We start from the raw sequence: 18,598 nt of genomic DNA, 5'->3' as shown, positions 1-18,598 counted from the left end.
CTTTTCGAGCGACCCGCAAGCGATCGCTACCGCTAGGCCACCAGATCCGCGTATTCGCGGTGGTCGGCGATGTACTTCTCGACATACCAGCAGGTCGGGATGATGGCGAAGCCCTCGGCGCGTGAGTCGTTCAGCGCGTATTCGACCACTTGGGCGGCCACGCCACGGCCACGGAACTCCGGGAAGGTCATGGTGTGGTGGAAGTCGCGGATCTTCTGATCGTCACGTTCGGCGTAGTCGGCGTATCCGGCGAGGGTGTCGTCGAGATAGATCTCGAACCGGGTATCGGCGACATTGTGCTCGAGCCTGGTGGTCATGTTCGGATCAAACTCCTTCGCGGCCGGGAATGTTCCTAGAGGATCGCGCCTGGGTTGAGGATGCCATGCGGGTCGAGCGAATCCTTGATGCGGCGAGTGAGCGCCATCACATCGGGGCCGAGCTGATCGGGCAGCCATGCCTTCTTCAATCGGCCGACCCCGTGTTCGCCGGTAATGGTGCCGCCGAGTTCGATGGCCAGATCCATGATCTCGCCGAAGGCACGGTGTGCGCGCTCGGTCATCGCCGCATCGGCCGGGTCGTGCACGATGAGCGGGTGGGTATTGCCGTCCCCGGCATGTGCGATCACCGAGACCAGCACCTCATTGCGGGCGCCGATGGCCGCGATCCCATTGACCAGATCGGCGAGCCGCGGCAGCGGCACACCGATATCCTCGAGCAGCAGCGTCCCGATCTTCTCCACCGCCGGGATGGCGAAACGCCGTGCGGCGGTGAAGGCCTCGCCCTCCTCCGGATCCTCGGTGTGGAAAACCTCGGTGGCACCGGCCTTTTCGCAGATGCCGACCATGACTTCGGCTTCATGCCTGGCGAATTCTCCCGGCGCGTCCGAGCGCGCGACCAGCAGCGCCGCCGCCTCGCGATCCAGACCCATCCGCATTTCGTCCTCGACCGCGTTGATCGCGACCGCGTCCATGAATTCGAGCATGGCGGGGCGCAGCGTTCCGGTGATGCCGAGGATGGCCTCGGTGGCGGCGCTCAGCGTCGCGAAGCTCGCGACCACGGTGGATTGCGGTGGTTGCGCGGGCAGCAGCCGCAGGGTGAGTTCGGTGATGATCCCGAGCGTGCCCTCGCTGCCGACGAACAGCTTGGTCAGCGATAGGCCCGCCGAATCCTTCAGGCGCGGTCCGCCGAGCCGCACCACCGTGCCGTCGGCCAGCACCACCTCCATGCCGAGCACGTAATCGGTTGTGACGCCGTACTTCACACAGCACAGGCCGCCCGCATTGGTGGCGGCATTGCCGCCGATCGAGCAGATCTCGAATGACGACGGGTCCGGTGGGTACCACAGACCGTATTCGGCTACCGCGCGCTTGACCTCCGCGTTGAGCAGGCCCGGCTGCACCACCGTGGTGCGGGTGACCGGATCGACCGTGATCGCGCGCATGCGTTCGGTGCTGAGCACGATGCCGCCGTCCACGGCCGTCGCACCGCCGGACAGTCCGGAACCGGCCCCGCGCGGCACCACCGCGACCCGGTGCTCGTGCGCCCAGCGCAATGTTGCCGCGACGTCATCGGTGCCGGTCGCACGGACCACCGCCAGCGGCGTGCCCGCATCGGGGTCGCGTGCCCAGTCCTGCCGATAGCCTGCCAACAGGTCGGGGTCGGTGAGCAGCGCACCGTCGGGCAGGCGGGAAATCAGGTCATGCAGGTCCACACAACTCACGCTATACGGCGGGAAGGCCGCAGTGGACGGTCGACCCTAACAGTCGCGGCGCCGGTTCTCCCTGGAGGTTTGCTACAACGCGGAGACCGGCGGGATGTGGGCCGGTCCAGTGGTGCCGGGCCGGTTCGACGGTAAGAATTCCGGGGCAAAGGCATCCGCGGTTCCGGATGGGATGCCCGAATCCAAGGTGCGCAGCGACACCTAGGGAGGTTTCATGCAGGTCGAGTCGCCGGACTACCGCGAACTGGTCGCCGCCGTGTTCTCCTACGAATTCGTCGACGGTGACATCGATACCGACGCGCTGCACCGCATCCACGCGGGCGACGTCAGCGAATGGATCACCGCACTGGATCGTTCCGGCATGTTCGGCAAGACCGCCATCGCCACCCTGTCCGACCGGTGGCAGCGCGACCCTCGCAGGCTCCTGGACGCACTCCTGGAGGAGGTCGACGACGTCACCCGCCGCCGCTGGCTGGTCGCCTGGTCCGATATGGACCGTCGCTCACCGCTTACCCAAATCGGCTGATCGAGGTCGGGTGAGCGCCGCGACGGCAGCGCCGAGAAGCCGCCGCCTGATCTTGTTGCAGCGGGCGCGGTTCGCCCGGTGATCACTTGGTGGACACCTGTCGCTGGCATGCTGGCGGCGTGACGAGCACTGAGGCCATGGTGGCCGGCTTCTCCCGGTGGTGTGCGGCGGTGGTCGCACGGTTGCCGTGGGGGCTGAATCGGCTTGTCGCGCCGACCTTTCTCGGCTTCGCGCTGATCAATGGCTTCACCTTCGGCGTCGATTTGGCGCTGCTCACGGCGCTGCACGGCGGGCTGGGGCTGCCGGTGTGGCTCGCGGTGACGGTCGCCTATGTCTGCGCGTTCGGGCTCAGCTTCGTGCTCAACCGCACCTTCAACTTCCACTCGCACGCACCCGTCGGCAGACAGGCCGCGGTCTATGTGCTGGTGATCATCGTCAACTACCTCGCCTTCATCCTCGGCGTCGGCAGCGGTCTGACCGCGCTCGGCCTGGAGTACCACCTCTCACGCCTGCTCGCGGGGGCGTGCGAGGCCGGCTACATGTACAGCGCGATGCGCTGGGTGGTGTTCCGCGGCCGCGAGGCGGTGCGCGCGGAACCTGAACTCGCACCTGACGCGCCGTGAGGTCCCAGCGTCGGCGGTGTACCGATCACCGCAGCACCTCGGTTCGGTCGCCGTCCACCACGACGACGTCATTATCGGTGAGCGCCCAGTGCGCGACGCCGTCGGCGCGATAGCGGGCGGCAAGTAGCACGGACGCACCATCCGGGTCGGTCGGGGAGTCCAGATGCGGCACGATGCGGTGGTCGACCAAACCCAGTCCGTCCCACTGTGGTTCGACACCGCAGGCGGGTGCGACCTCGGCGGGATCATCGGTGGATTCCAGGCCGTGCAGATCCGGCGTCAGCAGACAGGCGCCAGCGCTGTATCCGGCGTACACCAGCGCATCGGTGGCGAGCAGCTTCGGCAGTACGACATCGGCTCCGCTGCGGGCGAATTGGGCGCGCAGTACGAAGGTATTGCCGCCGCGCACCCACACCAGTGGGTAGTCGGCCAGGGCCAGCTCCAAATCGCTTGCGCGCCCGATGAAATCGCGCAGGTCGAGCACATCGGGGGAGTAGCCGAGCCGACGCAGCGGGGTCACATCGCTGGTGACCGCGCTCGCCCAGGCCGCGGGCCAGGCGTCACATGCGTTGGGGATCACCGCGACTCGGCCCGGCTCGCCGACGAGTGCGGCGAGCCGGTCGTAGTGCGCACCGAATCGGTAGCTGGACAGGAACAGTCGCACCGAGGCTCAGATGGTGAAGGCCAGATTGTGGACCAAGCGGTTGCCGAGCTCCTGGTCACCGGAGACGGTGAACTCGCCCGCGTGCGCATCCGCCTCGGTGCGTCCGCCACGCAGTCGGGCGAACAGGCCGGAGTCCATGCCGACCACTACGGTGGCGGGCGCGTCCAGGGTTTCCACGATATTGGCCCGCCCGTCCACCGCGACGTGCAATGTCCGCGGCAGCGGGCCGGTCAGCTCGAAGGTGATCCGGGAGCCATCCGGCGCCTGCGCACCCTTGGCCACCGCACGGCCGATGCTGTTGGTGAGTTCGATGAAGGCCAGCTCGGCGCGCAGTCCGCCCTCGTCGACGGAAACGCCTAGTCCATCGGCGATATCGAGTTCGTGCATCCAACAGTCGAACAGCCGCACCAGCATGAACCGGCCGTAGCTGACCTTGCCGATCGGCGATACGGTCTCGGCCGCCCAGTCGTCGTCACCGAAGCTGGCCAGCGCCGCGCGTCTGCGATCGATGACCTCGCGGTAGAGCTCCAGCAGCCGCTTACCGGACAGCGGCCGCAGCCGGTCGACCCAGATCTCGTTGAGCACACCGGTTTCATTGCGCACATGCGGCAGCGTGGTGACATCGGTCTTCGGCCGAATCGGATCATGTGCGGGCGGGCGCTCGCCGAGCAACCACGATTCGGTCCCGACGACATGGGCAACCACATCGAACAACGACCACCCCGGCAGCGGAGACGGTGTGTGCCAACGCTCTTCGTCCAGATCGGCGACCAGGGCCGCAATCGCATCCCATTGCTCCGATAGCAGGTTGCTCAGCTCGGCCCGATGCAGCGCGGGGGCGGTCATCCTTGTTGTCCTTCCTCATCTTGTCGACCAGCCCAGCGTCGTCTTTGCTCGGCGGTTGTCTCGTCATCGTTGTCCAACGCCGATATTCCGGCCTGGATGGCCGCCGCGGTGGACCGTGGATCATGCGGACGTCGCAGCAGCAGTCCGGCGGCGAAGCTCAGTTTGTCGCCGTGTCGGCGCGGGATCACGTGCAGGTGGACATGCGGGACGGTCTGGAAGGCGGCTTTGCCGTCGTTGAGTACCAGATTCGCGCCGTCGGCGGCCAGGCCGCTGCGCCGGATCGCCAGCGCGAGCCGGTGTCCGGCGCGGAAGATATGGGCACCCAATTCGGCGTCCAGATCTTCCAGTTCGGTGGCGTGCCGTCTCGGAATGATCAGCGTGTGGCCGCGCGCGATGGGGCGAATGTCCAGGAAGGCGCACAGCGTGTCGTCCTCGTAGACCTTGGTCGCCGGGGCCTCGCCCGCCGCGATGCGGCAGAACACGCAGTCGTTCACAGGGCCGACCATACGACGTACGACTCATTGGCGACAGACTCGGGCATGATGCACATCACGCCACTCGAGTTTTGTGTCGCACTGACCAGGATTCGAACCCGAAGGTTAGTAAGGGACCACTACGTTCGCTCTTGTGGCCGTTACCTGCGACGACAACTATCGAAAACGATAAAGCCCTGATCAACCGCGTGTGCCGGAGGTACTCGCCATGTCCGTCCCGATGTCGCGAATCCGACATACCGGTGGATTCCGGCCGCAACTTGTGACCGTCATCTCAGCTACGCTCACCGCGAGCCGGGTACAGTTGCGAGGATTTGGACGAACTTACTCTCCAGTAACATCGTCCGGTCGTCGACCGGTTGCTTGAAGCTCAGCCAGAGAAGGAAGTCTGACAAGTGGAGACAACGCAGAGCGTAGGCGACCAGTCGCCGCGCGGAGCGCGTGTCGGAGTCGTTCGCGAGTCAAACGCGGGCGAGCGGCGTGTCGCATTGGTACCGAAGATCATCCCGAGCCTGCTGAAGCAGGGCGTGGAAGTGGTGGTCGAAGCGGGTGCCGGACTCGGTGCGCTCATTCCGGACGCGGCCTATGAAGAGGTGGGCGCGACCATCGGTGATCCGTGGTCGGCCGACGTGGTCGTGAAGGTGGCTCCGCCCAGCGACGCCGAGGTGGCGAAGCTGACCAGCGGGCAGACCCTGATCGGCTTCCTCGCCCCCCGCAATGCCGACAACCAGATTCCCGCATTGAAATCGGCCGGGGTGCAAGCCTTCGCCGTCGAGGCGATTCCGCGGATTTCGCGTGCCCAGGTGATGGACGCGCTGTCCTCGCAGGCCAATGTCGCCGGGTACAAGGCTGTGCTGCTGGCCGCGTCGGAATCGACCCGCTTCTTCCCGATGCTGACCACCGCGGCGGGCACCGTGAAACCCGCGACCGTGCTGGTGCTCGGTGTCGGCGTCGCCGGTCTGCAGGCCCTGGCCACGGCAAAGCGGCTCGGCGGCCGGACCACCGGCTACGACGTGCGCCCCGAGGTCGCCGATCAGGTGCGGTCGGTTGGTGCGCAGTGGCTGGATCTGGGCATCGACGCCGCCGGTGAGGGCGGGTATGCCCGAGAGCTCACCGATGAGGAAAAGGCCACCCAGCAGCAGGCCCTAGAAGATGCGATCAAGGGCTTCGACGTGGTGATCACCACCGCGCTGGTGCCGGGACGCCCCGCGCCGCGCCTGGTCACCGCCGCGGCGGTGCAGGGGATGAAGCCCGGCAGTGTGATCGTGGATCTGGCCGGTGAGACCGGCGGCAACTGCGAGCTCACCGAACCCGGTCAGACCGTGGTCAAGCACGAGGTGACCATCGCCTCGCCGCTGAACCTGCCCGCCACCATGCCCGAGCACGCCAGCGAGCTGTACTCGAAAAATATTGCGGCACTACTGGAACTGATGTTGGTCGACGGGAAGATCGCGCCCGACTTCGGTGACCAGGTGCTCGCGGACTCCTGCGTTACCCGTGAGGTGGATGCCTGATGTACACCGAACTGCTTGCCAATATCGCGATCCTGGTGTTGTCCGGGTTCGTCGGCTTCGCTGTCATCTCCAAAGTCCCGAATACCCTGCACACGCCGTTGATGTCGGGTACGAACGCCATTCACGGCATCGTCGTGCTCGGCGCCCTGGTGACGTTGGGCAATGTCGAGGATCCCTCGATCCTGACCCAGATCATCCTGTTCGTCGCCGTCGTATTCGGAACCCTGAACGTCATCGGTGGTTTCGTGGTTACCGACCGGATGCTCGGCATGTTCAAGGGCAAGAAGGCCGCACCTGTGAAGGTCGCCGCAGCGGAGCGGTCAGAGGGAGCAGCGTGATGCATACCTTCGACAATGTGACCTACCTGGTCAACGGTCTCTACATCATCGCCTTCGGCATGTTCATCTACGGTCTGATGGGCCTGACCGGCCCGAAGACCGCCGTGCGCGGCAATCTGATCGCCGCCGCGGGCATGGTCATCGCAGTGGTGGCCACCCTGATCTCGATCCGCCACACCTCCAACTGGATTCTGATCGTCGCCGGTCTGGTCGTCGGTGTCGTGCTGGGCGTGCCACCCGCGAAATACACCAAGATGACCGCGATGCCGCAGTTGGTGGCCGCGTTCAATGGTGTCGGTGGTGGCACCGTCGCGCTCATCGCGTGGTCGGAATTCCTCAACAGTCAAGGCTTTTCGCACTTCGACGAGGAACCTACGGTCCATATCGTGATCGGGTCGCTGTTCGCGGCGATCATCGGTTCGGTGTCGTTCTGGGGATCGCTGATCGCGTTCGGCAAGCTGCAGGAAATCCTACCCGGGCGTCCGATCGGTCTCGGCAAGCTCCAGCAGCCGCTGAACCTGCTACTGCTGGTCGGCGCGATCGCCGCCGCGGTGGTGATCGGTATCGGCGCAACCAAAGACGGTGTGCCGCAGTACTGGATGATCGCCGTGCTCGTGCTCGCCGGTGTGCTCGGCCTGATGGTCGTGCTGCCGATCGGTGGCGCGGATATGCCGGTCGTCATCTCCCTGCTCAACGCCCTCACCGGATTGAGTGCCGCCGCAGCGGGTCTGGCGCTGAACAACACCGCCATGATCGTCGCGGGCATGATCGTCGGCGCATCCGGCACCATCCTCACCAACCTGATGGCCAAGGCCATGAATCGCTCCATCCCCGCCATCGTCGCCGGTGGCTTCGGTGGCGGCGGCACCGCTCCCGGCGCCGGTAGTGGTGAGCAGAAGCAGGCCAAGGCCACCTCCGCCGCGGACGCCGCGATCCAGATGGCCTACGCCAACCAGGTCATCGTGGTCCCCGGCTACGGTATGGCGGTGGCCCAGGCCCAGCATGCGGTCAAGGAAATGGCCTCGCTGTTGGAGGCCAAGGGTGTCGAGGTCAAATACGCCATTCACCCGGTCGCCGGTCGTATGCCCGGCCACATGAACGTGCTGCTGGCCGAGGCCGAGGTCTCCTATGACGCGCTCAAGGAAATGGACGACATCAACGGCGAATTCTCCCGCACCGATGTCGCATTGGTGATCGGCGCCAACGACGTCACCAACCCCGCCGCCCGCGAGGACTCCTCCAGCCCCATCTACGGCATGCCGGTACTCAACGTCGACCAGGCCAAGAGCGTGATCGTGCTGAAGCGGTCGATGAACTCCGGCTTCGCCGGAATCGACAACCCGCTGTTCTACGCCGACCACACCTCCATGCTCTTCGGCGACGCGAAGAAGTCGGTCGGCGCGGTCACCGAGGAACTGAAAGCGCTGTAACTCGCTGCCGCGCGCGGCAACTTTCCAAGCGACGGCCCGCTGTTCGATACGAACAGGGGGCCGTCGCGCTGAACGCCCTCAGCGCTCAGCGCAACGCGCAGTGCCGAGCGGCATCGTCACACCGAGAAGTCCTTATCGCAAATGCCGTTCGCGCGCCTCGATCGCATCCTTGGCCTCCTTCAGGCCGCTGCCCGGATTGAGGTCGCGATAGAGCTTGATGGCCTGGATCTTCTTGCCCTGCCGAATGAGTTCGTCGATTTCTCCGGAGGCCGACGCCGGGACGAGATCAGGGAGACCGAGGTGCTTCATGATCATGTCGAGCTTGCGCTCGAGGTGATTGATCCTGCGCTCGAGCCTGTTGTTGTCGAACATCCCTCGAACTTACCGATATCGCTGGCGCGCGGCGCTATTCGCTCGGACAGCGCAGCGCGTCCATGAGGATGCCGAGCAGGCGGTCCGGTTGGTCGGGATCGCTGCCATGACGTGCAGCGAGGGCAATGCCCACGACCAGTTGGATGACATCGTCGACAGCGATATCCGCGCGGATGCCGCCGGTGCGCTGCGCTCTGGCGAGTAGGGCAGCACCTGATCGGTGAATGGCCTGCTGACAGTCGAAATCCAGGTCGACCGGTCCGGCCAGCACCGCGCCGCCCAGGCCGTGGTCGGTACGGGCGTGGACGAGCAGAGCCCGCAGCCAGTCGATGAGCGCCGCGGTCGGCTCGGTCGACCCCAACGCCTCGGCATGTCCGCAGAGCGCTTCGATCCGCTCGCGTAGTACGGCCGCCTGCAGTGCGTGCCGGTTGGGGAAGTGTCGGTAGAGGGTCCCGGGACCGACTCCGGCGCGGCGGGCGATGTCATTGAGGGAGGCCTCGGGGCCCTCCTGGGCGAATGCCGCGGTCGCGGCCTCGAGTACACGTTCGTAGTTCCGCTGAGCGTCGACTCGCATACGCACCCCTTGTTAACCGGAGAAGTTCTCCGTTATCGTAGCGTCAGGGAAACGGAGAACTTCTCCGGTTTAAGGTAGGGAGCACGGTGATGGTGGAGCATGAACTCGGTCGCGTCGGCATCTGGACCTTCGCCTTCGACGGACAATCGGCCGGGCGGGTGCGCGATGCCGCCGCCGAAATCGAGGAATTGGGTTACGGCGCACTGTGGTTCGGCGAGGGATTCGGCCGCGATACGGTCGGGCAGGCGTGGCTGTTGCTCGGGGCGACCGAGCGGATCGTGGTCGCGGCGGGCATTGCCAATGTGGCACTGCGTGATCCGATGGCCATGGCCACGGCCGAACGCGCGCTCGGCGAGGCGTTTTCCGGCCGCTATCTACTCGGGCTCGGCGGTCAGCGGGTCGGTGGCCGATCCCTCGAAGTCGGGGGCTACACGGTTCCATCCGGTGGCAGGCCGCTGGCGCTGATGCGCGGATATCTCGATGCGATGGACGCCATTCCGCAGTACGGGCCGATGCCGGACTCCGCGCCGCGACGGGTACTCGCGGCGCTCGGACCCGCAATGCTGGCCTTGGCCGCCGAACGGACTTGGGGTGCACATCCGTATCACGCGCCGGTCGAACACACCGCGGCTGCGCGGCGGATCATCGGGCCGGAGGCGTTTCTCGGTGTCGAGCAGGTTGTTGTCCTCGATACCGACCGGGCGCGGGCCCGAGAGGTGGCCAAGGCGCACATCGCCGGGTATCTCGAATCCGCGCCGCATCAGGTGGCCAATCTGCGCCGATGCGGTTTCGGTGACGAGGATATTGTGGGCGGTCCGAGTGCGCGGCTGATGGATTCGGTGGTGGCATATGGCGATGTGGATGTGATCGGCGAGCGCGTTCGGCAGCATGTGGACGCGGGTGCCGATCACGTGTGTTTGCAAGTGCTCACCGCCGATCCGACGGCGCTGCCACTTCCGCAATGGCGGGAACTCGCCGCGCTCGTGGACTGACCGCTATTTCCGCTGAGGGCCGACCACACCGGCGTAGCGGCAGCACAGTAGGACGGCGATGAGGGGGACGACCATGGCGATGGTGAGGGGGACGATGGCGGTGATCCAGCCGATGATGGAGGGGCCGGCGAGCAGGCCGAAGTAGCCGAGGCTGAAGACGCGCGACATATCGGTCGCCGCTGTACTGGAGCCGAGATTGCCTGCGGCGGTGAAGATTTGCGGTATGCCGCCAGAGAGGCCGAGACCGCACATGGCCCAGCCGAGCAGCGTCAGCGGTAGCCATCCGGATGTCATGATCAGCACCAGCCCGCACGCGGCGATCAAGGTGCCGTAGCGGACCACGGCGACGCTGCCGAAGGCTCCGGCCACCCGGTCGGTGGCGAAGCGGCCCGCGGTCATGGTGCCGGAGAATGCGCCGAATGCCAGTGCGGCGGTGGCGTCGTCGACATCGAGGTGGTCGCGGACCTGCAGTGCGCTCCAGTCGGCGGCCACGCCCTCGGTCAGCAAGAGTGCGAATGCGATCGCGGCCAGCGTCAGGACTCTTCGGGAGCGGTCCGCCGAGGCGGCTGGCTCCGATGCGGTTGTGTGGGTGGGCGTTTCGGATCCATCGCCCATGTCCTGCGCAACGCGGTCCTGTCGATGGCCCGGCGGAATGTGGCTCTGCGCGTGCGTGCCGATGTTCGGCGGATCTGGGCTGAGCGGGTCCGGATTCGGTTCGTCCGCAACCGATCCGGTATCGCCGAGCAGTCGCGGCACAAGTGCGGCGAGCACCAGCAACCCGCCCACCGCGGCGAGCGATAACGTCGAGCGCACATCCCATCCCGCGCTCTGGGCAGCCGCGCCCAACAGCGAGCCGAGTAAGCCGCCACCGGAGAACAATGCGTGGAATGCCGACATGATCGGCCGCTGATACGCCCGCTCGACATGTACCGCCTGGGTATTCATCGAGACGTCGAGCGCGCCGTTCCCGAAACCGAAACAGGCCAACGCGATCGCCAGGGTGACCGGCCCCGTCGCGAGTCCGGGGCCGAGCACCGACACCGCGGTGATCGCCGCGGCGGCTCCGACCATGGTCCGGCTGCCGAAGCGGTCCGCCAGCGGCCCCGCGATGCGCATACCGACAATGCCAGCACCGGCCAGCATCAGAATGAACATGCCGAGGGTGGAGTGCGCGATACCGGTGCGGTCGGTGATGGCCGGGATGTGCACCACCCACATGGCCAACAGGAAGCCGTTCAGTGCGAACACCACGAACACTGCGGCGCGCGCTATCCGGGTCTGCGGATCGATCGTCGTGGTGGCCACCGATTCGACGGTACCGATTGATCCCGCGCGGTTCGCGATCGGTACCTCGAGCCGGGCGTTATCCGAAGGCGCGTCCTGGCATGCGACCTCCTGGTCGCGGTTGATCCGGAACCGCGCGGGGAGTCGGTCCGGGACATCATCGGCTCGGTTAACCGGCTCCGCGGATCTCGCCGTTGAGATCGGCGTCCGCGCGGTGGTCTCTATAGCGTTCCAACTATCTTACGAGTCCTGAATGTTCCAGATTCCTGTGGCTGCCGTCACATCGGCGAAATCCCGGAAATCTTTCGGTTCCCGCCCCAGCGCCCGCCATACGCCATCCTCGGTTTTGGAATTTCTACCGTCCAATACGGTGCCGAACAGGTAGTCGAGCAGGCTGACCGCATCGGCGGGGACCTGGTATTCGGTCAGCGCCGCGACGAAATCGGTGCGCGAGATCGGGATGAACTCGATCGTGCGTCCGGTCGCCGCGGCGATCTCGGCGACCGCCTCGGCGAAGGTCAACGACCTCGGTCCGGTCAGTTCGTAGAGTTCGCCGTCGTGTCCGTCCTCGGTCAGCGCGGCGACGGCGACGTCGGCGATATCGTCGGCGTGCACGAACGGTTCCGGCACATCACCATTGGGCAGCGCCACCGCACCGGCGAGGATGTACTCCAGGAAGGCGCCCTCGCTGAAATTCTGTGCGAAGAAACTGCAGCGCACGATGGTCCAGTCCAATCCCGAGCCCTGCACTATCCGCTCGCACTGCTCGGCCTCCGGCTCGCCGCGGCCGGAGAGCAGGACGAGCTTGCGCACCTCGTTGGCCTTCGCCGCGTTGACGAATGCGCGGATGGTCTCGTCCGCGCCGGGCACCGCCAGATCCGGCTGGAATGCGATATATACCGCGTCGACACCGAACAGCGCCGGTGTCCAGGTGCCGCGATCAGCCCAGTCGAACGGGATCTCGGCCGCGCGCGATCCGATGCGGACCGCGTGACCGGCCGCGCGCAGCCGGGCGGCGACGCGGCCACCGGTCTTGCCCGTGCCGCCGGTGACGAGGATGGGACGCTGGTGAGAGCTGCTGTTTGTCATGGTTTCAGTACATCGGCGCTGGCCGCGACGAGACATAGTTCAGCGGCTCGTGATCATGCGTCAGCGTCTACTGTTGATGCGTGGATGCGCTCGCCAGTCTGCTCGAAGGTCCACGCGCCCGAGGCGCGTTCGTCATGTGTTCACTGCTCGATCCGCCGTGGTCGCTGCGCATCCAGGATCGGGCGCCGCTGACGGTGGTCTCGATGATCCGTGGCACGGCCTGGATTATGACCGATGCGGCTGGTAGTAAGCCGCGGGAGCTGAACGCGGGCGATATCGCGATCTTCCGCGGTCCCGATCCCTATACGGTCGCCGACGATCCGGCCACCGAACCGCAGATATTCATCGACCCCGGCAATATCACCAAGACGGCCGACGGTGAAATCCTCTGCGAGACACTGAGTCTCGGTGTGCGTCAGTGGGGGACCGACGCGGACGGCGCCACGCTGATGGTGACCGGCACCTATGAGTCCGCGGGCGCGGCCAGTCAGCGGCTGCTGCGCGCCCTGCCGCCGGTAATCGTGCTGCAGCGCGGCGATTTCGACACCCGGCTGCTCGACATCCTGGTCGACGAGGCCACCAAGGATGAGCCCGCACAGGGCGTCGTACTGGACCGGCTGCTCGATATGGTGCTGATCGCGGCCCTGCGCGCCTGGTTCGCGCGCAATGACGCGCCCGCCTGGTATCACGCTTATAGCGATCCGCTGGTCGGCAAGGCGCTGCGGCTGCTGCAGCACAATCCGGCCCACGGTTGGACGGTCGCCAGCCTGGCCGATGCGGTCGGTGTCTCGCGGGCCGCGCTGGCCCGCCGCTTCACCGATCTGGTCGGTGAGCCGCCCATGTCGTTCCTCACCGAATGGCGCCTGGCCCTGGCCGCCGACCTGCTGCAGGAATCCGACGCCACCATCGAATCCATTGCCCGCCAAGTCGGTTACGGCAGCGCGTTCGCCCTGAGTACGGCGTTCAAACGCCACTTCGGCGTGAGTCCGCGCGACCACCGGCAGGGCACCACCCCGGCTGAGCTATCGTCGGCCGGGTGACGCAGCAGTATCCAGTCCTCTGGCCGGTGCCGACCCGCTGGGCCGATAACGACCACTACGGCCACGTCAACAACGTGACGTACTACTCGTACTTCGACACCGCGGTCAATGCCTGGCTGATGCACGCCACCGGCACCGATATCCGCGAACTGCCCGCCCTCGGCGTGGTCGCCCAGACCTCCTGCCAGTACCACGGCTCGCTCAGCTTTCCGGACCAGCTCAGGGTCGGCCTGCGCGTCTCCCGCCTCGGCCGCTCCAGCATCACCTACGACCTCGCCATCTTCCGCGAAGACGGCGATGCCCTCGAACTCGCCGCCACCGGCACCTTCGTCCACGTCTACGTGGACAACGAAACCCGCAAGCCAGTAGAAATCCCCGAAATAATCCGCACCGCCGCCACCACCCTCCTCACCGACTGACCCGAGCCGGACGATGCGGCGGCCGAAGACCTTGTGGGACACTACTTCCATGGCTGATCAGCGAGTATTGACGGCTGCGGTGCACCAGGAAGAGGACTGGTATGTCGCACAGTGCCTCGAGGTCGATGTCGCCAGTCAGGGCCAGACGATCGAGGAGGCTCTGAACAATCTGCGTGAAGCGGTCGCGCTCTACCTCGCCGAGGCGCCGGAACCCCAGCTAACCGCCACACCATTGGTGACTTCATTCCAGATTCCCGGCACCGCGGCGTGAGCCCGGCGCTGTCGGACCTTCCGGTGCGGAAGGTCTTGCGAGTCTTGGAATCTGTCGGATTCGAACACGTGCGAACGGCAGGCAGCCATGCGGTCTATCGTCGCGAAGACGGCAGGACTGCGGTGGTGCCGCTGCATGGCACCGTCAAGCGCGGCACGCTCGCCTCGATCCTCCGGCAGGCCGGAATGACAGCCACCGAATTCCTCGACCTGTTGTAAGCCGTCGGCCAACGATCAGCTGGATCCGGCCAGCCGGTCCAATAGCGGGGCCGTGCGCGGGCCGACCAATTCCCGCATCACCAATGCCATATTCGTGCGCTCCACACCGGGAATCTTCAATATCTGACCGGCGATCCGATACAGATCGTCGGCATCGGTCGCGACCACCCGCACGGTGAGGTCGGTCAGCCCGGTCATGCCACACACCTCGGTCACCTCGGGCACTTCGGCGAGTTCGTCGACCACCGAATCCAGTCGGTGCTGATCGGCGACGACCGCGACGAAGGCCGCCAGCGGATAGCCGAGTGCTCGCGGTTGCACCCGGCGCTCGAAGCTCGCGAGCACCCCGCTCGCCTCCCAGCGCGACAGCCGCGCCTGCACGGTATTGCGGGACAAACCGAGCCGGGTGGCCAGCTCGACGCCGGTCGCACGTGGGTTGGCGACCAGTTCCAGCAATAGCCGCGCGTCGGTGGCGTCCAAGGTCACGTCGGCGGGTTCTCTACTGGTCATACGACGCAGTATGACATCAGTTCGCGGTTCAGAATTGGGCATTCTGCTTACTCGCGTATTGATCACTTGCGCACATCGCCTTCTCGTGGATGCTATGTGATATGGGGCACACCCGCCCTGTGCTCGCAGTCAGGAGGCGATCCCGAATGACGAATAAAACCGAGTACCCGGTTCAGTTGGTACAACCCGACGGCCGTCGCGTGTTCGATCGCGAACACGCCGCCCTGATCACCGATATCGGGTCCGAACAGCTGCGTGCGCTGTACCAGGACCTGGTCGTCACCCGTCGGATCGACGTCGAGGCAACCGCGCTGCAACGGCAGGGGCAACTCGGACTGTGGGCGCCGATGCTCGGGCAGGAGGCCGCGCAGGTCGGCTCGGCATATGCCTTGAACCCCGACGATTACGTCTTCTGCAGCTACCGCGAGCACGCCGTGGCCTACTGCCGCGGCGTCCATCCGACCGAACTCACCCGGATGTGGCGCGGGGTCGCGCACTCCTGCTGGGATCCGCGCGCGGTCAATATGACCAATCCGAATATCATCGTCGGCTCCCAAGGCCTGCACGCGACCGGTTACGCCTATGCCGCCCACCTCGACGGCGCGGAGATCGCGACCATCGCCTACTTCGGTGACGGTGCGTCCAGCCAGGGCGATCTCGCCGAGGCACTCGGCTTCGCCGCGAGTTGGAGCGCGGCGGTGGTGTTCTTCTGCCAGAACAACCACTGGGCGATCAGTTCCCCGGTCCGAATCCAGAGCGCGACCCCGATCGCGCGGCGCGCCTACGGATATGGGATTCCGGGCGTACAGGTCGACGGCAACGATGTACTCGCCGTGCTCGCGGTTACCCGACAGGCCGCTGCGCGGGCCAGGACCGGTGGCGGCCCCTCCTTCATCGAAGCCCTCACCTATCGGATGGGCCCGCACACCACCGCCGACGATCCGACGCGCTACCGCTCCGCCGCCGAGACCGAGGAATGGGCCCGCCGCGACCCGATCGAGCGGATGCGCAAGCTACTCGAACGAGAGACGCTGTGGGACACGGCATTCGAGCGTCAGGTCGGTGCACGCGCGGACGAAGTCGCGCACCAGGTGCGCACCGCGACCATCGACATGCCGGATCCGGCGCCGTCGCAGCTGTTCGATCACGTCTATGCCACCTCGCATCCGCTCATCAGCCAAGAGCGCAGCGAGTACGCGGCGTACCTGGCCGGTGATCCCGGCCAGGCCACCGCGCGACCGGAAGGAGTTCCCACATGATCACGACCTTCGCCGCCGCACTCAACGCCGGGCTGCGACGGGCCATGGACGACGACCCGAAGGTCGTGCTGATGGGGGAGGATATCGGTCGCCTCGGCGGGGTGTTCCGAGTGACCGACACCCTGCAGAAGGATTTCGGGAGCAATCGCGTCATCGATACGCCGCTGGCCGAATCCGGCATTGTCGGAACGGCTTTCGGCATGGCACTGCGCGGCTGGCGGCCGGTCTGCGAGATCCAGTTCGACGGCTTCGTCTATCCGGCCTTCGACCAGATCGTCTCGCATGTCGCCAAGATCCATTATCGGACGCAGGGAAAGGTGATCGCGCCCATCACGATTCGCATTCCGTTCGGCGGTGGGATCGGTTCGGTGGAGCATCACTCCGAGTCGCCCGAGGCGTATTTCGCGCACACCGCCGGACTGCGCGTGGTGACGCCGAGCAATCCCGCCGACGCGTACTTCATGATCCGCCAGGCGATCGCGCTCGATGATCCGGTGATCTTCTTCGAACCCAAGCGGCGCTATTGGGATAAGGCCGAGGTCGACTTCGACGCCGACGCACTGCCACTGCACCGGGCGCGCGTCTGCGCCGATGGTGACGACGCCACCATCGTCGCCTATGGCGGCACCGTGGCTTCCGCCATTACCGCCGCGAAAATCGCCGCGGAGGAGGGCCATTCGCTCGAGGTGATCGATCTGCGCAGTCTCTCGCCGATCGACTTCGACACCATCGAGGCATCGGTGGCCAAGACCGGCAGGCTGATCGTGACACACGAGGCGCCGGTCTTCGCCGGACTCGGCGCCGAGATCGCCGCGCGGATCACCGAACGCTGCTTCTACCACCTGGAGGCGCCGGTACTGCGCGTCGGTGGGTTCGACATCCCCTACCCCCCGGCTAAGCTCGAAAAGCACCACCTGCCCGATCCGGACCGCATCCTCGCCGCGGTCGATCGCTCGCTCGCCGCCTGACTACCGCTGACTGAGAGGTGCCCCAGTGGAAGATCGCGCCCCCGCCGAAGATCAGGGTCATATTCTGGAATTCCGACTACCCGACCTCGGCGAGGGACTCGCCGACGCGGAGTTGGTGTCGTGGTCGGTGGGTATCGGCGAGACGGTGCGGCTGAATCAGACGATCGCCGAGGTGGAGACGGCCAAGGCGGTGGTATCGCTGCCCTCGCCCTTCTCGGGCACGGTGGTCGAATTGCTCGCCGAACCCGGCCAGACGATCGCGGTGGGCGCGCCTTTGATCCGGGTGCGCAACGACCTGGAGACCGGAGCCGCGCAGGAGGGTGCGAACGGGCGGACCTCGGTACTGGTGGGGTATGGGCCCGAAGGCGAGCCGGTGTCCCGGCGGCGTCGGCCGGTGCCAGCGGAATCCCCTGCGCTGCAGGGTGATTCGCAGGAGGTCGGCGCGAAGCCCGGCGACCTGGGGGCGAGCGATACGGCGGGGATGCGCCGGGCCGCGGCTACCCCGGCGGCACGCAAGCTCGCCAAGGAACTCGGGATCGACCTCTGGTATATCGCGGGTTCGGGCCCCGATGGCGCGGTGACGATCGATGACGTGCGCGGCGCCGTCCCGGTATCGCAGCCGCGGGCCGTGGCGGGCCGCATCGGCGATGGCGACCAGGCCACCGCACTGCCCGTGCCGCCCTCGGTCACCGATCCGAACGCGGGGATCATTCGGCCCGCGGTTCGCGAGGAACGCACGCCGATCAGCGGGATCCGCAAACGCATGGCTGCCGCAATGGTGCTGAGTGCCCGCACCATCCCGCAGGCCAGTACCTTCGTGACCATCGACTTCACCGCGTCCATGGAACTGCTCGATCACCTGCGCACCACCAAATCCTTCGAGGGCCTGACGCTGACGCCGCTGGCCCTGGTCGCCAAGTCGGTGCTCGCGGCACTCGCGGAGTATCCCGGTATCAACGCCTTCTGGGACGAGGCGAATCAACAGATCGTCACCAGGCACTATGTGAACCTCGGCATCGCGGTGGCCACCGAACGCGGCCTGCTGGTGCCCAATCTCAAGGAAGCCCAGGCATTGAGCCTGCGCGAGCTGTGCCGCGAAATCGGCTGGCTGGCCGAGACCGCCCGCTCCGGCGCCGCCACGCCGACGGACCTGCGCGGTGGCACCTTCACCATTACCAATGTCGGCGTCTTCGGTGTCGACACCGGTGTTCCGCTGGTCAACCCGGGTGAGGCGGCCATCCTGTGCCTCGGCTCGATCCGCAAGCGCCCGTGGGTATTTCGCGATGAGCTCGCCGTCCGCTGGGTGACCACCTTCGGTATCAGCTTCGACCACCGGATGATCGACGGTGAGCTCGCCGCCCGGTTCCTCGCGACCGTCGCCGGATTGCTCGAGGACCCGTTGACATTGCTGAGTCGCATGTAGCCCAGCGCAGGCGCGGTTGCGTCC

The 18,598-nt window shown here is 66.2% G+C and carries 23 protein-coding genes; 13 read left to right on the top strand and 10 right to left on the bottom strand.

The window, feature by feature from the left end; genetic code table 11:
• Nucleotides 1–32 precede the first annotated feature (32 nt).
• Together ABZ293_RS31670 and ABZ293_RS31665 are read right to left on the bottom strand one after the other, a co-directional pair.
• Nucleotides 33–317, bottom strand: a complete 285-nt coding sequence (locus tag ABZ293_RS31670; RefSeq protein ID WP_355186638.1) for a GNAT family N-acetyltransferase — start codon at nucleotides 315–317, stop codon at nucleotides 33–35.
• 35 nt (nucleotides 318–352) lie between these two features.
• Entirely contained in the window at nucleotides 353–1,711 is a 1,359-nt protein-coding gene (locus ABZ293_RS31665) for an FAD-linked oxidase C-terminal domain-containing protein (protein WP_355186636.1), read from the bottom strand.
• A gap of 223 nt (nucleotides 1,712–1,934) precedes the next feature.
• Here ABZ293_RS31665 and ABZ293_RS31660 point away from each other — a divergent pair, with 223 nt between their 5' ends.
• Nucleotides 1,935–2,246, top strand: a complete 312-nt coding sequence (locus ABZ293_RS31660; protein WP_354953590.1) for a hypothetical protein — start codon at nucleotides 1,935–1,937, stop codon at nucleotides 2,244–2,246.
• Nucleotides 2,247–2,383: 137 nt separating this feature from the next.
• Nucleotides 2,384–2,869 carry a GtrA family protein gene (locus tag ABZ293_RS31655; protein ID WP_355186648.1) on the top strand — a complete coding sequence of 162 codons (486 nt, stop codon included), beginning with the start codon at nucleotides 2,384–2,386 and terminating at the stop codon, nucleotides 2,867–2,869.
• A 25-nt stretch (nucleotides 2,870–2,894) separates the two neighbouring features.
• Here ABZ293_RS31655 and ABZ293_RS31650 read toward each other — a convergent pair whose 3' ends face one another.
• Genes ABZ293_RS31650 through ABZ293_RS31640 form a run of 3 tightly spaced genes read right to left on the bottom strand, consistent with a single transcriptional unit; the run spans nucleotide 2,895 to nucleotide 4,873 of the window.
• Nucleotides 2,895–3,533 carry a Type 1 glutamine amidotransferase-like domain-containing protein gene (locus ABZ293_RS31650; protein WP_354953588.1) on the bottom strand — a complete coding sequence of 213 codons (639 nt, stop codon included), beginning with the start codon at nucleotides 3,531–3,533 and terminating at the stop codon, nucleotides 2,895–2,897.
• A 6-nt stretch (nucleotides 3,534–3,539) separates the two neighbouring features.
• Entirely contained in the window at nucleotides 3,540–4,379 is an 840-nt protein-coding gene (locus ABZ293_RS31645; protein WP_355186634.1) for a maleylpyruvate isomerase family mycothiol-dependent enzyme, read from the bottom strand.
• The gene (locus ABZ293_RS31640) at nucleotides 4,376–4,873 is read right to left on the bottom strand and encodes an HIT family protein (RefSeq protein ID WP_355186632.1); all 498 of its coding nucleotides are present in this window, start codon (nucleotides 4,871–4,873) and stop codon (nucleotides 4,376–4,378) included. Before ABZ293_RS31640 ends, ABZ293_RS31645 begins: the two co-directional genes overlap by 4 nt.
• Nucleotides 4,874–5,268: 395 nt before the next feature.
• Between ABZ293_RS31640 and ABZ293_RS31635 the strand changes: the two genes are divergently transcribed.
• Genes ABZ293_RS31635 through ABZ293_RS31625 form a run of 3 tightly spaced genes read left to right on the top strand, consistent with a single transcriptional unit; the run spans nucleotide 5,269 to nucleotide 8,155 of the window.
• Entirely contained in the window at nucleotides 5,269–6,387 is a 1,119-nt protein-coding gene (locus tag ABZ293_RS31635; protein WP_355186630.1) for a Re/Si-specific NAD(P)(+) transhydrogenase subunit alpha, read from the top strand.
• Nucleotides 6,387–6,725 (top strand): NAD(P) transhydrogenase subunit alpha, encoded by a 339-nt coding sequence (locus ABZ293_RS31630; RefSeq protein ID WP_355186628.1) that lies wholly within the window; start codon nucleotides 6,387–6,389, stop codon nucleotides 6,723–6,725. The genes ABZ293_RS31635 and ABZ293_RS31630 overlap by 1 nt, the downstream gene beginning before the upstream one ends.
• Nucleotides 6,725–8,155 (top strand): NAD(P)(+) transhydrogenase (Re/Si-specific) subunit beta, encoded by a 1,431-nt coding sequence (locus ABZ293_RS31625; protein ID WP_355186626.1) that lies wholly within the window; start codon nucleotides 6,725–6,727, stop codon nucleotides 8,153–8,155. The genes ABZ293_RS31630 and ABZ293_RS31625 overlap by 1 nt, the downstream gene beginning before the upstream one ends.
• Before the next feature lie 132 nt (nucleotides 8,156–8,287).
• Here the strand turns inward: ABZ293_RS31625 and ABZ293_RS31620 are convergent, their stop codons facing one another.
• Together ABZ293_RS31620 and ABZ293_RS31615 are read right to left on the bottom strand one after the other, a co-directional pair.
• On the bottom strand, nucleotides 8,288–8,527 hold the full coding sequence (locus ABZ293_RS31620) for a hypothetical protein (protein ID WP_355186624.1): 240 nt from the start codon (nucleotides 8,525–8,527) through the stop codon (nucleotides 8,288–8,290).
• 34 nt (nucleotides 8,528–8,561) lie between these two features.
• Nucleotides 8,562–9,101, bottom strand: a complete 540-nt coding sequence (locus ABZ293_RS31615) for a helix-turn-helix domain-containing protein (RefSeq protein WP_355186622.1) — start codon at nucleotides 9,099–9,101, stop codon at nucleotides 8,562–8,564.
• An 89-nt stretch (nucleotides 9,102–9,190) separates the two neighbouring features.
• On the opposite strand from ABZ293_RS31615, the gene ABZ293_RS31610 reads away from it, so the two are divergent.
• On the top strand, nucleotides 9,191–10,093 hold the full coding sequence (locus tag ABZ293_RS31610; protein WP_355186620.1) for a TIGR03620 family F420-dependent LLM class oxidoreductase: 903 nt from the start codon (nucleotides 9,191–9,193) through the stop codon (nucleotides 10,091–10,093).
• Between the two features lie 3 nt (nucleotides 10,094–10,096).
• Here the strand turns inward: ABZ293_RS31610 and ABZ293_RS31605 are convergent, their stop codons facing one another.
• Together ABZ293_RS31605 and ABZ293_RS31600 are read right to left on the bottom strand one after the other, a co-directional pair.
• On the bottom strand, nucleotides 10,097–11,398 hold the full coding sequence (locus ABZ293_RS31605) for an MFS transporter (protein WP_355186618.1): 1,302 nt from the start codon (nucleotides 11,396–11,398) through the stop codon (nucleotides 10,097–10,099).
• A 219-nt stretch (nucleotides 11,399–11,617) separates the two neighbouring features.
• On the bottom strand, nucleotides 11,618–12,466 hold the full coding sequence (locus ABZ293_RS31600) for an NAD(P)H-binding protein (RefSeq protein ID WP_355186616.1): 849 nt from the start codon (nucleotides 12,464–12,466) through the stop codon (nucleotides 11,618–11,620).
• Between the two features lie 80 nt (nucleotides 12,467–12,546).
• Between ABZ293_RS31600 and ABZ293_RS31595 the strand changes: the two genes are divergently transcribed.
• The 4 genes from ABZ293_RS31595 to ABZ293_RS31580 are packed head-to-tail and all read left to right on the top strand — an operon-like array spanning nucleotide 12,547 to nucleotide 14,414.
• Nucleotides 12,547–13,506 carry an AraC family transcriptional regulator gene (locus ABZ293_RS31595; RefSeq protein WP_355186614.1) on the top strand — a complete coding sequence of 320 codons (960 nt, stop codon included), beginning with the start codon at nucleotides 12,547–12,549 and terminating at the stop codon, nucleotides 13,504–13,506.
• Entirely contained in the window at nucleotides 13,503–13,925 is a 423-nt protein-coding gene (locus tag ABZ293_RS31590) for a thioesterase family protein (RefSeq protein ID WP_354953560.1), read from the top strand. The genes ABZ293_RS31595 and ABZ293_RS31590 overlap by 4 nt, the downstream gene beginning before the upstream one ends.
• 49 nt (nucleotides 13,926–13,974) lie before the next feature.
• Complete coding sequence (locus ABZ293_RS31585) at nucleotides 13,975–14,196, top strand: type II toxin-antitoxin system HicB family antitoxin (protein ID WP_327095706.1); 222 nt, start codon at nucleotides 13,975–13,977, stop codon at nucleotides 14,194–14,196.
• A complete protein-coding gene (locus ABZ293_RS31580) occupies nucleotides 14,193–14,414 on the top strand; it encodes a type II toxin-antitoxin system HicA family toxin (RefSeq protein ID WP_355186612.1) in 222 nt (73 codons plus the stop codon). The genes ABZ293_RS31585 and ABZ293_RS31580 overlap by 4 nt, the downstream gene beginning before the upstream one ends.
• 15 nt (nucleotides 14,415–14,429) lie before the next feature.
• Here ABZ293_RS31580 and ABZ293_RS31575 read toward each other — a convergent pair whose 3' ends face one another.
• Complete coding sequence (locus ABZ293_RS31575) at nucleotides 14,430–14,924, bottom strand: Lrp/AsnC family transcriptional regulator (RefSeq protein WP_355186610.1); 495 nt, start codon at nucleotides 14,922–14,924, stop codon at nucleotides 14,430–14,432.
• 146 nt (nucleotides 14,925–15,070) lie between these two features.
• Between ABZ293_RS31575 and pdhA the strand changes: the two genes are divergently transcribed.
• Genes pdhA through ABZ293_RS31560 form a run of 3 tightly spaced genes read left to right on the top strand, consistent with a single transcriptional unit; the run spans nucleotide 15,071 to nucleotide 18,574 of the window.
• Nucleotides 15,071–16,183 carry a pyruvate dehydrogenase (acetyl-transferring) E1 component subunit alpha gene (pdhA, locus tag ABZ293_RS31570; protein WP_355186608.1) on the top strand — a complete coding sequence of 371 codons (1,113 nt, stop codon included), beginning with the start codon at nucleotides 15,071–15,073 and terminating at the stop codon, nucleotides 16,181–16,183.
• Nucleotides 16,180–17,151 (top strand): alpha-ketoacid dehydrogenase subunit beta, encoded by a 972-nt coding sequence (locus tag ABZ293_RS31565; protein ID WP_355186606.1) that lies wholly within the window; start codon nucleotides 16,180–16,182, stop codon nucleotides 17,149–17,151. The genes pdhA and ABZ293_RS31565 overlap by 4 nt, the downstream gene beginning before the upstream one ends.
• A 25-nt stretch (nucleotides 17,152–17,176) precedes the next feature.
• Nucleotides 17,177–18,574 carry a dihydrolipoamide acetyltransferase family protein gene (locus ABZ293_RS31560; protein ID WP_355186605.1) on the top strand — a complete coding sequence of 466 codons (1,398 nt, stop codon included), beginning with the start codon at nucleotides 17,177–17,179 and terminating at the stop codon, nucleotides 18,572–18,574.
• The last annotated feature ends 24 nt before the right edge of the window (nucleotides 18,575–18,598 follow it).

This window comes from Nocardia sp. NPDC005998 (genome assembly GCF_040614395.1).
Classification (GTDB): Bacteria; Actinomycetota; Actinomycetes; order Mycobacteriales; family Mycobacteriaceae; genus Nocardia.
This window is presented reverse-complemented; position numbering and strand designations above follow the sequence as displayed.

Excerpts from the sequence above, each read along its gene's own strand:
- ABZ293_RS31670 (WP_355186638.1), bottom strand. The coding sequence starts at position 317 with ATGACCACCAGGCTCGAGCACAATGTCGCCGATACCCGGTTCGAGATC.
- ABZ293_RS31660 (WP_354953590.1), top strand. The coding sequence starts at position 1,935 with ATGCAGGTCGAGTCGCCGGACTACCGCGAACTGGTCGCCGCCGTGTTC.
- ABZ293_RS31655 (WP_355186648.1), top strand. The coding sequence starts at position 2,384 with ATGGTGGCCGGCTTCTCCCGGTGGTGTGCGGCGGTGGTCGCACGGTTG.
- ABZ293_RS31645 (WP_355186634.1), bottom strand. The coding sequence starts at position 4,379 with ATGACCGCCCCCGCGCTGCATCGGGCCGAGCTGAGCAACCTGCTATCG.
- ABZ293_RS31630 (WP_355186628.1), top strand. The coding sequence starts at position 6,387 with ATGTACACCGAACTGCTTGCCAATATCGCGATCCTGGTGTTGTCCGGG.
- ABZ293_RS31625 (WP_355186626.1), top strand. The coding sequence starts at position 6,725 with ATGCATACCTTCGACAATGTGACCTACCTGGTCAACGGTCTCTACATC.
- ABZ293_RS31620 (WP_355186624.1), bottom strand. The coding sequence starts at position 8,527 with ATGTTCGACAACAACAGGCTCGAGCGCAGGATCAATCACCTCGAGCGC.
- ABZ293_RS31615 (WP_355186622.1), bottom strand. The coding sequence starts at position 9,101 with ATGCGAGTCGACGCTCAGCGGAACTACGAACGTGTACTCGAGGCCGCG.
- ABZ293_RS31610 (WP_355186620.1), top strand. The coding sequence starts at position 9,191 with ATGGTGGAGCATGAACTCGGTCGCGTCGGCATCTGGACCTTCGCCTTC.
- ABZ293_RS31600 (WP_355186616.1), bottom strand. The coding sequence starts at position 12,466 with ATGACAAACAGCAGCTCTCACCAGCGTCCCATCCTCGTCACCGGCGGC.
- ABZ293_RS31585 (WP_327095706.1), top strand. The coding sequence starts at position 13,975 with ATGGCTGATCAGCGAGTATTGACGGCTGCGGTGCACCAGGAAGAGGAC.
- ABZ293_RS31575 (WP_355186610.1), bottom strand. The coding sequence starts at position 14,924 with ATGACCAGTAGAGAACCCGCCGACGTGACCTTGGACGCCACCGACGCG.
- pdhA (WP_355186608.1), top strand. The coding sequence starts at position 15,071 with ATGACGAATAAAACCGAGTACCCGGTTCAGTTGGTACAACCCGACGGC.
- ABZ293_RS31565 (WP_355186606.1), top strand. The coding sequence starts at position 16,180 with ATGATCACGACCTTCGCCGCCGCACTCAACGCCGGGCTGCGACGGGCC.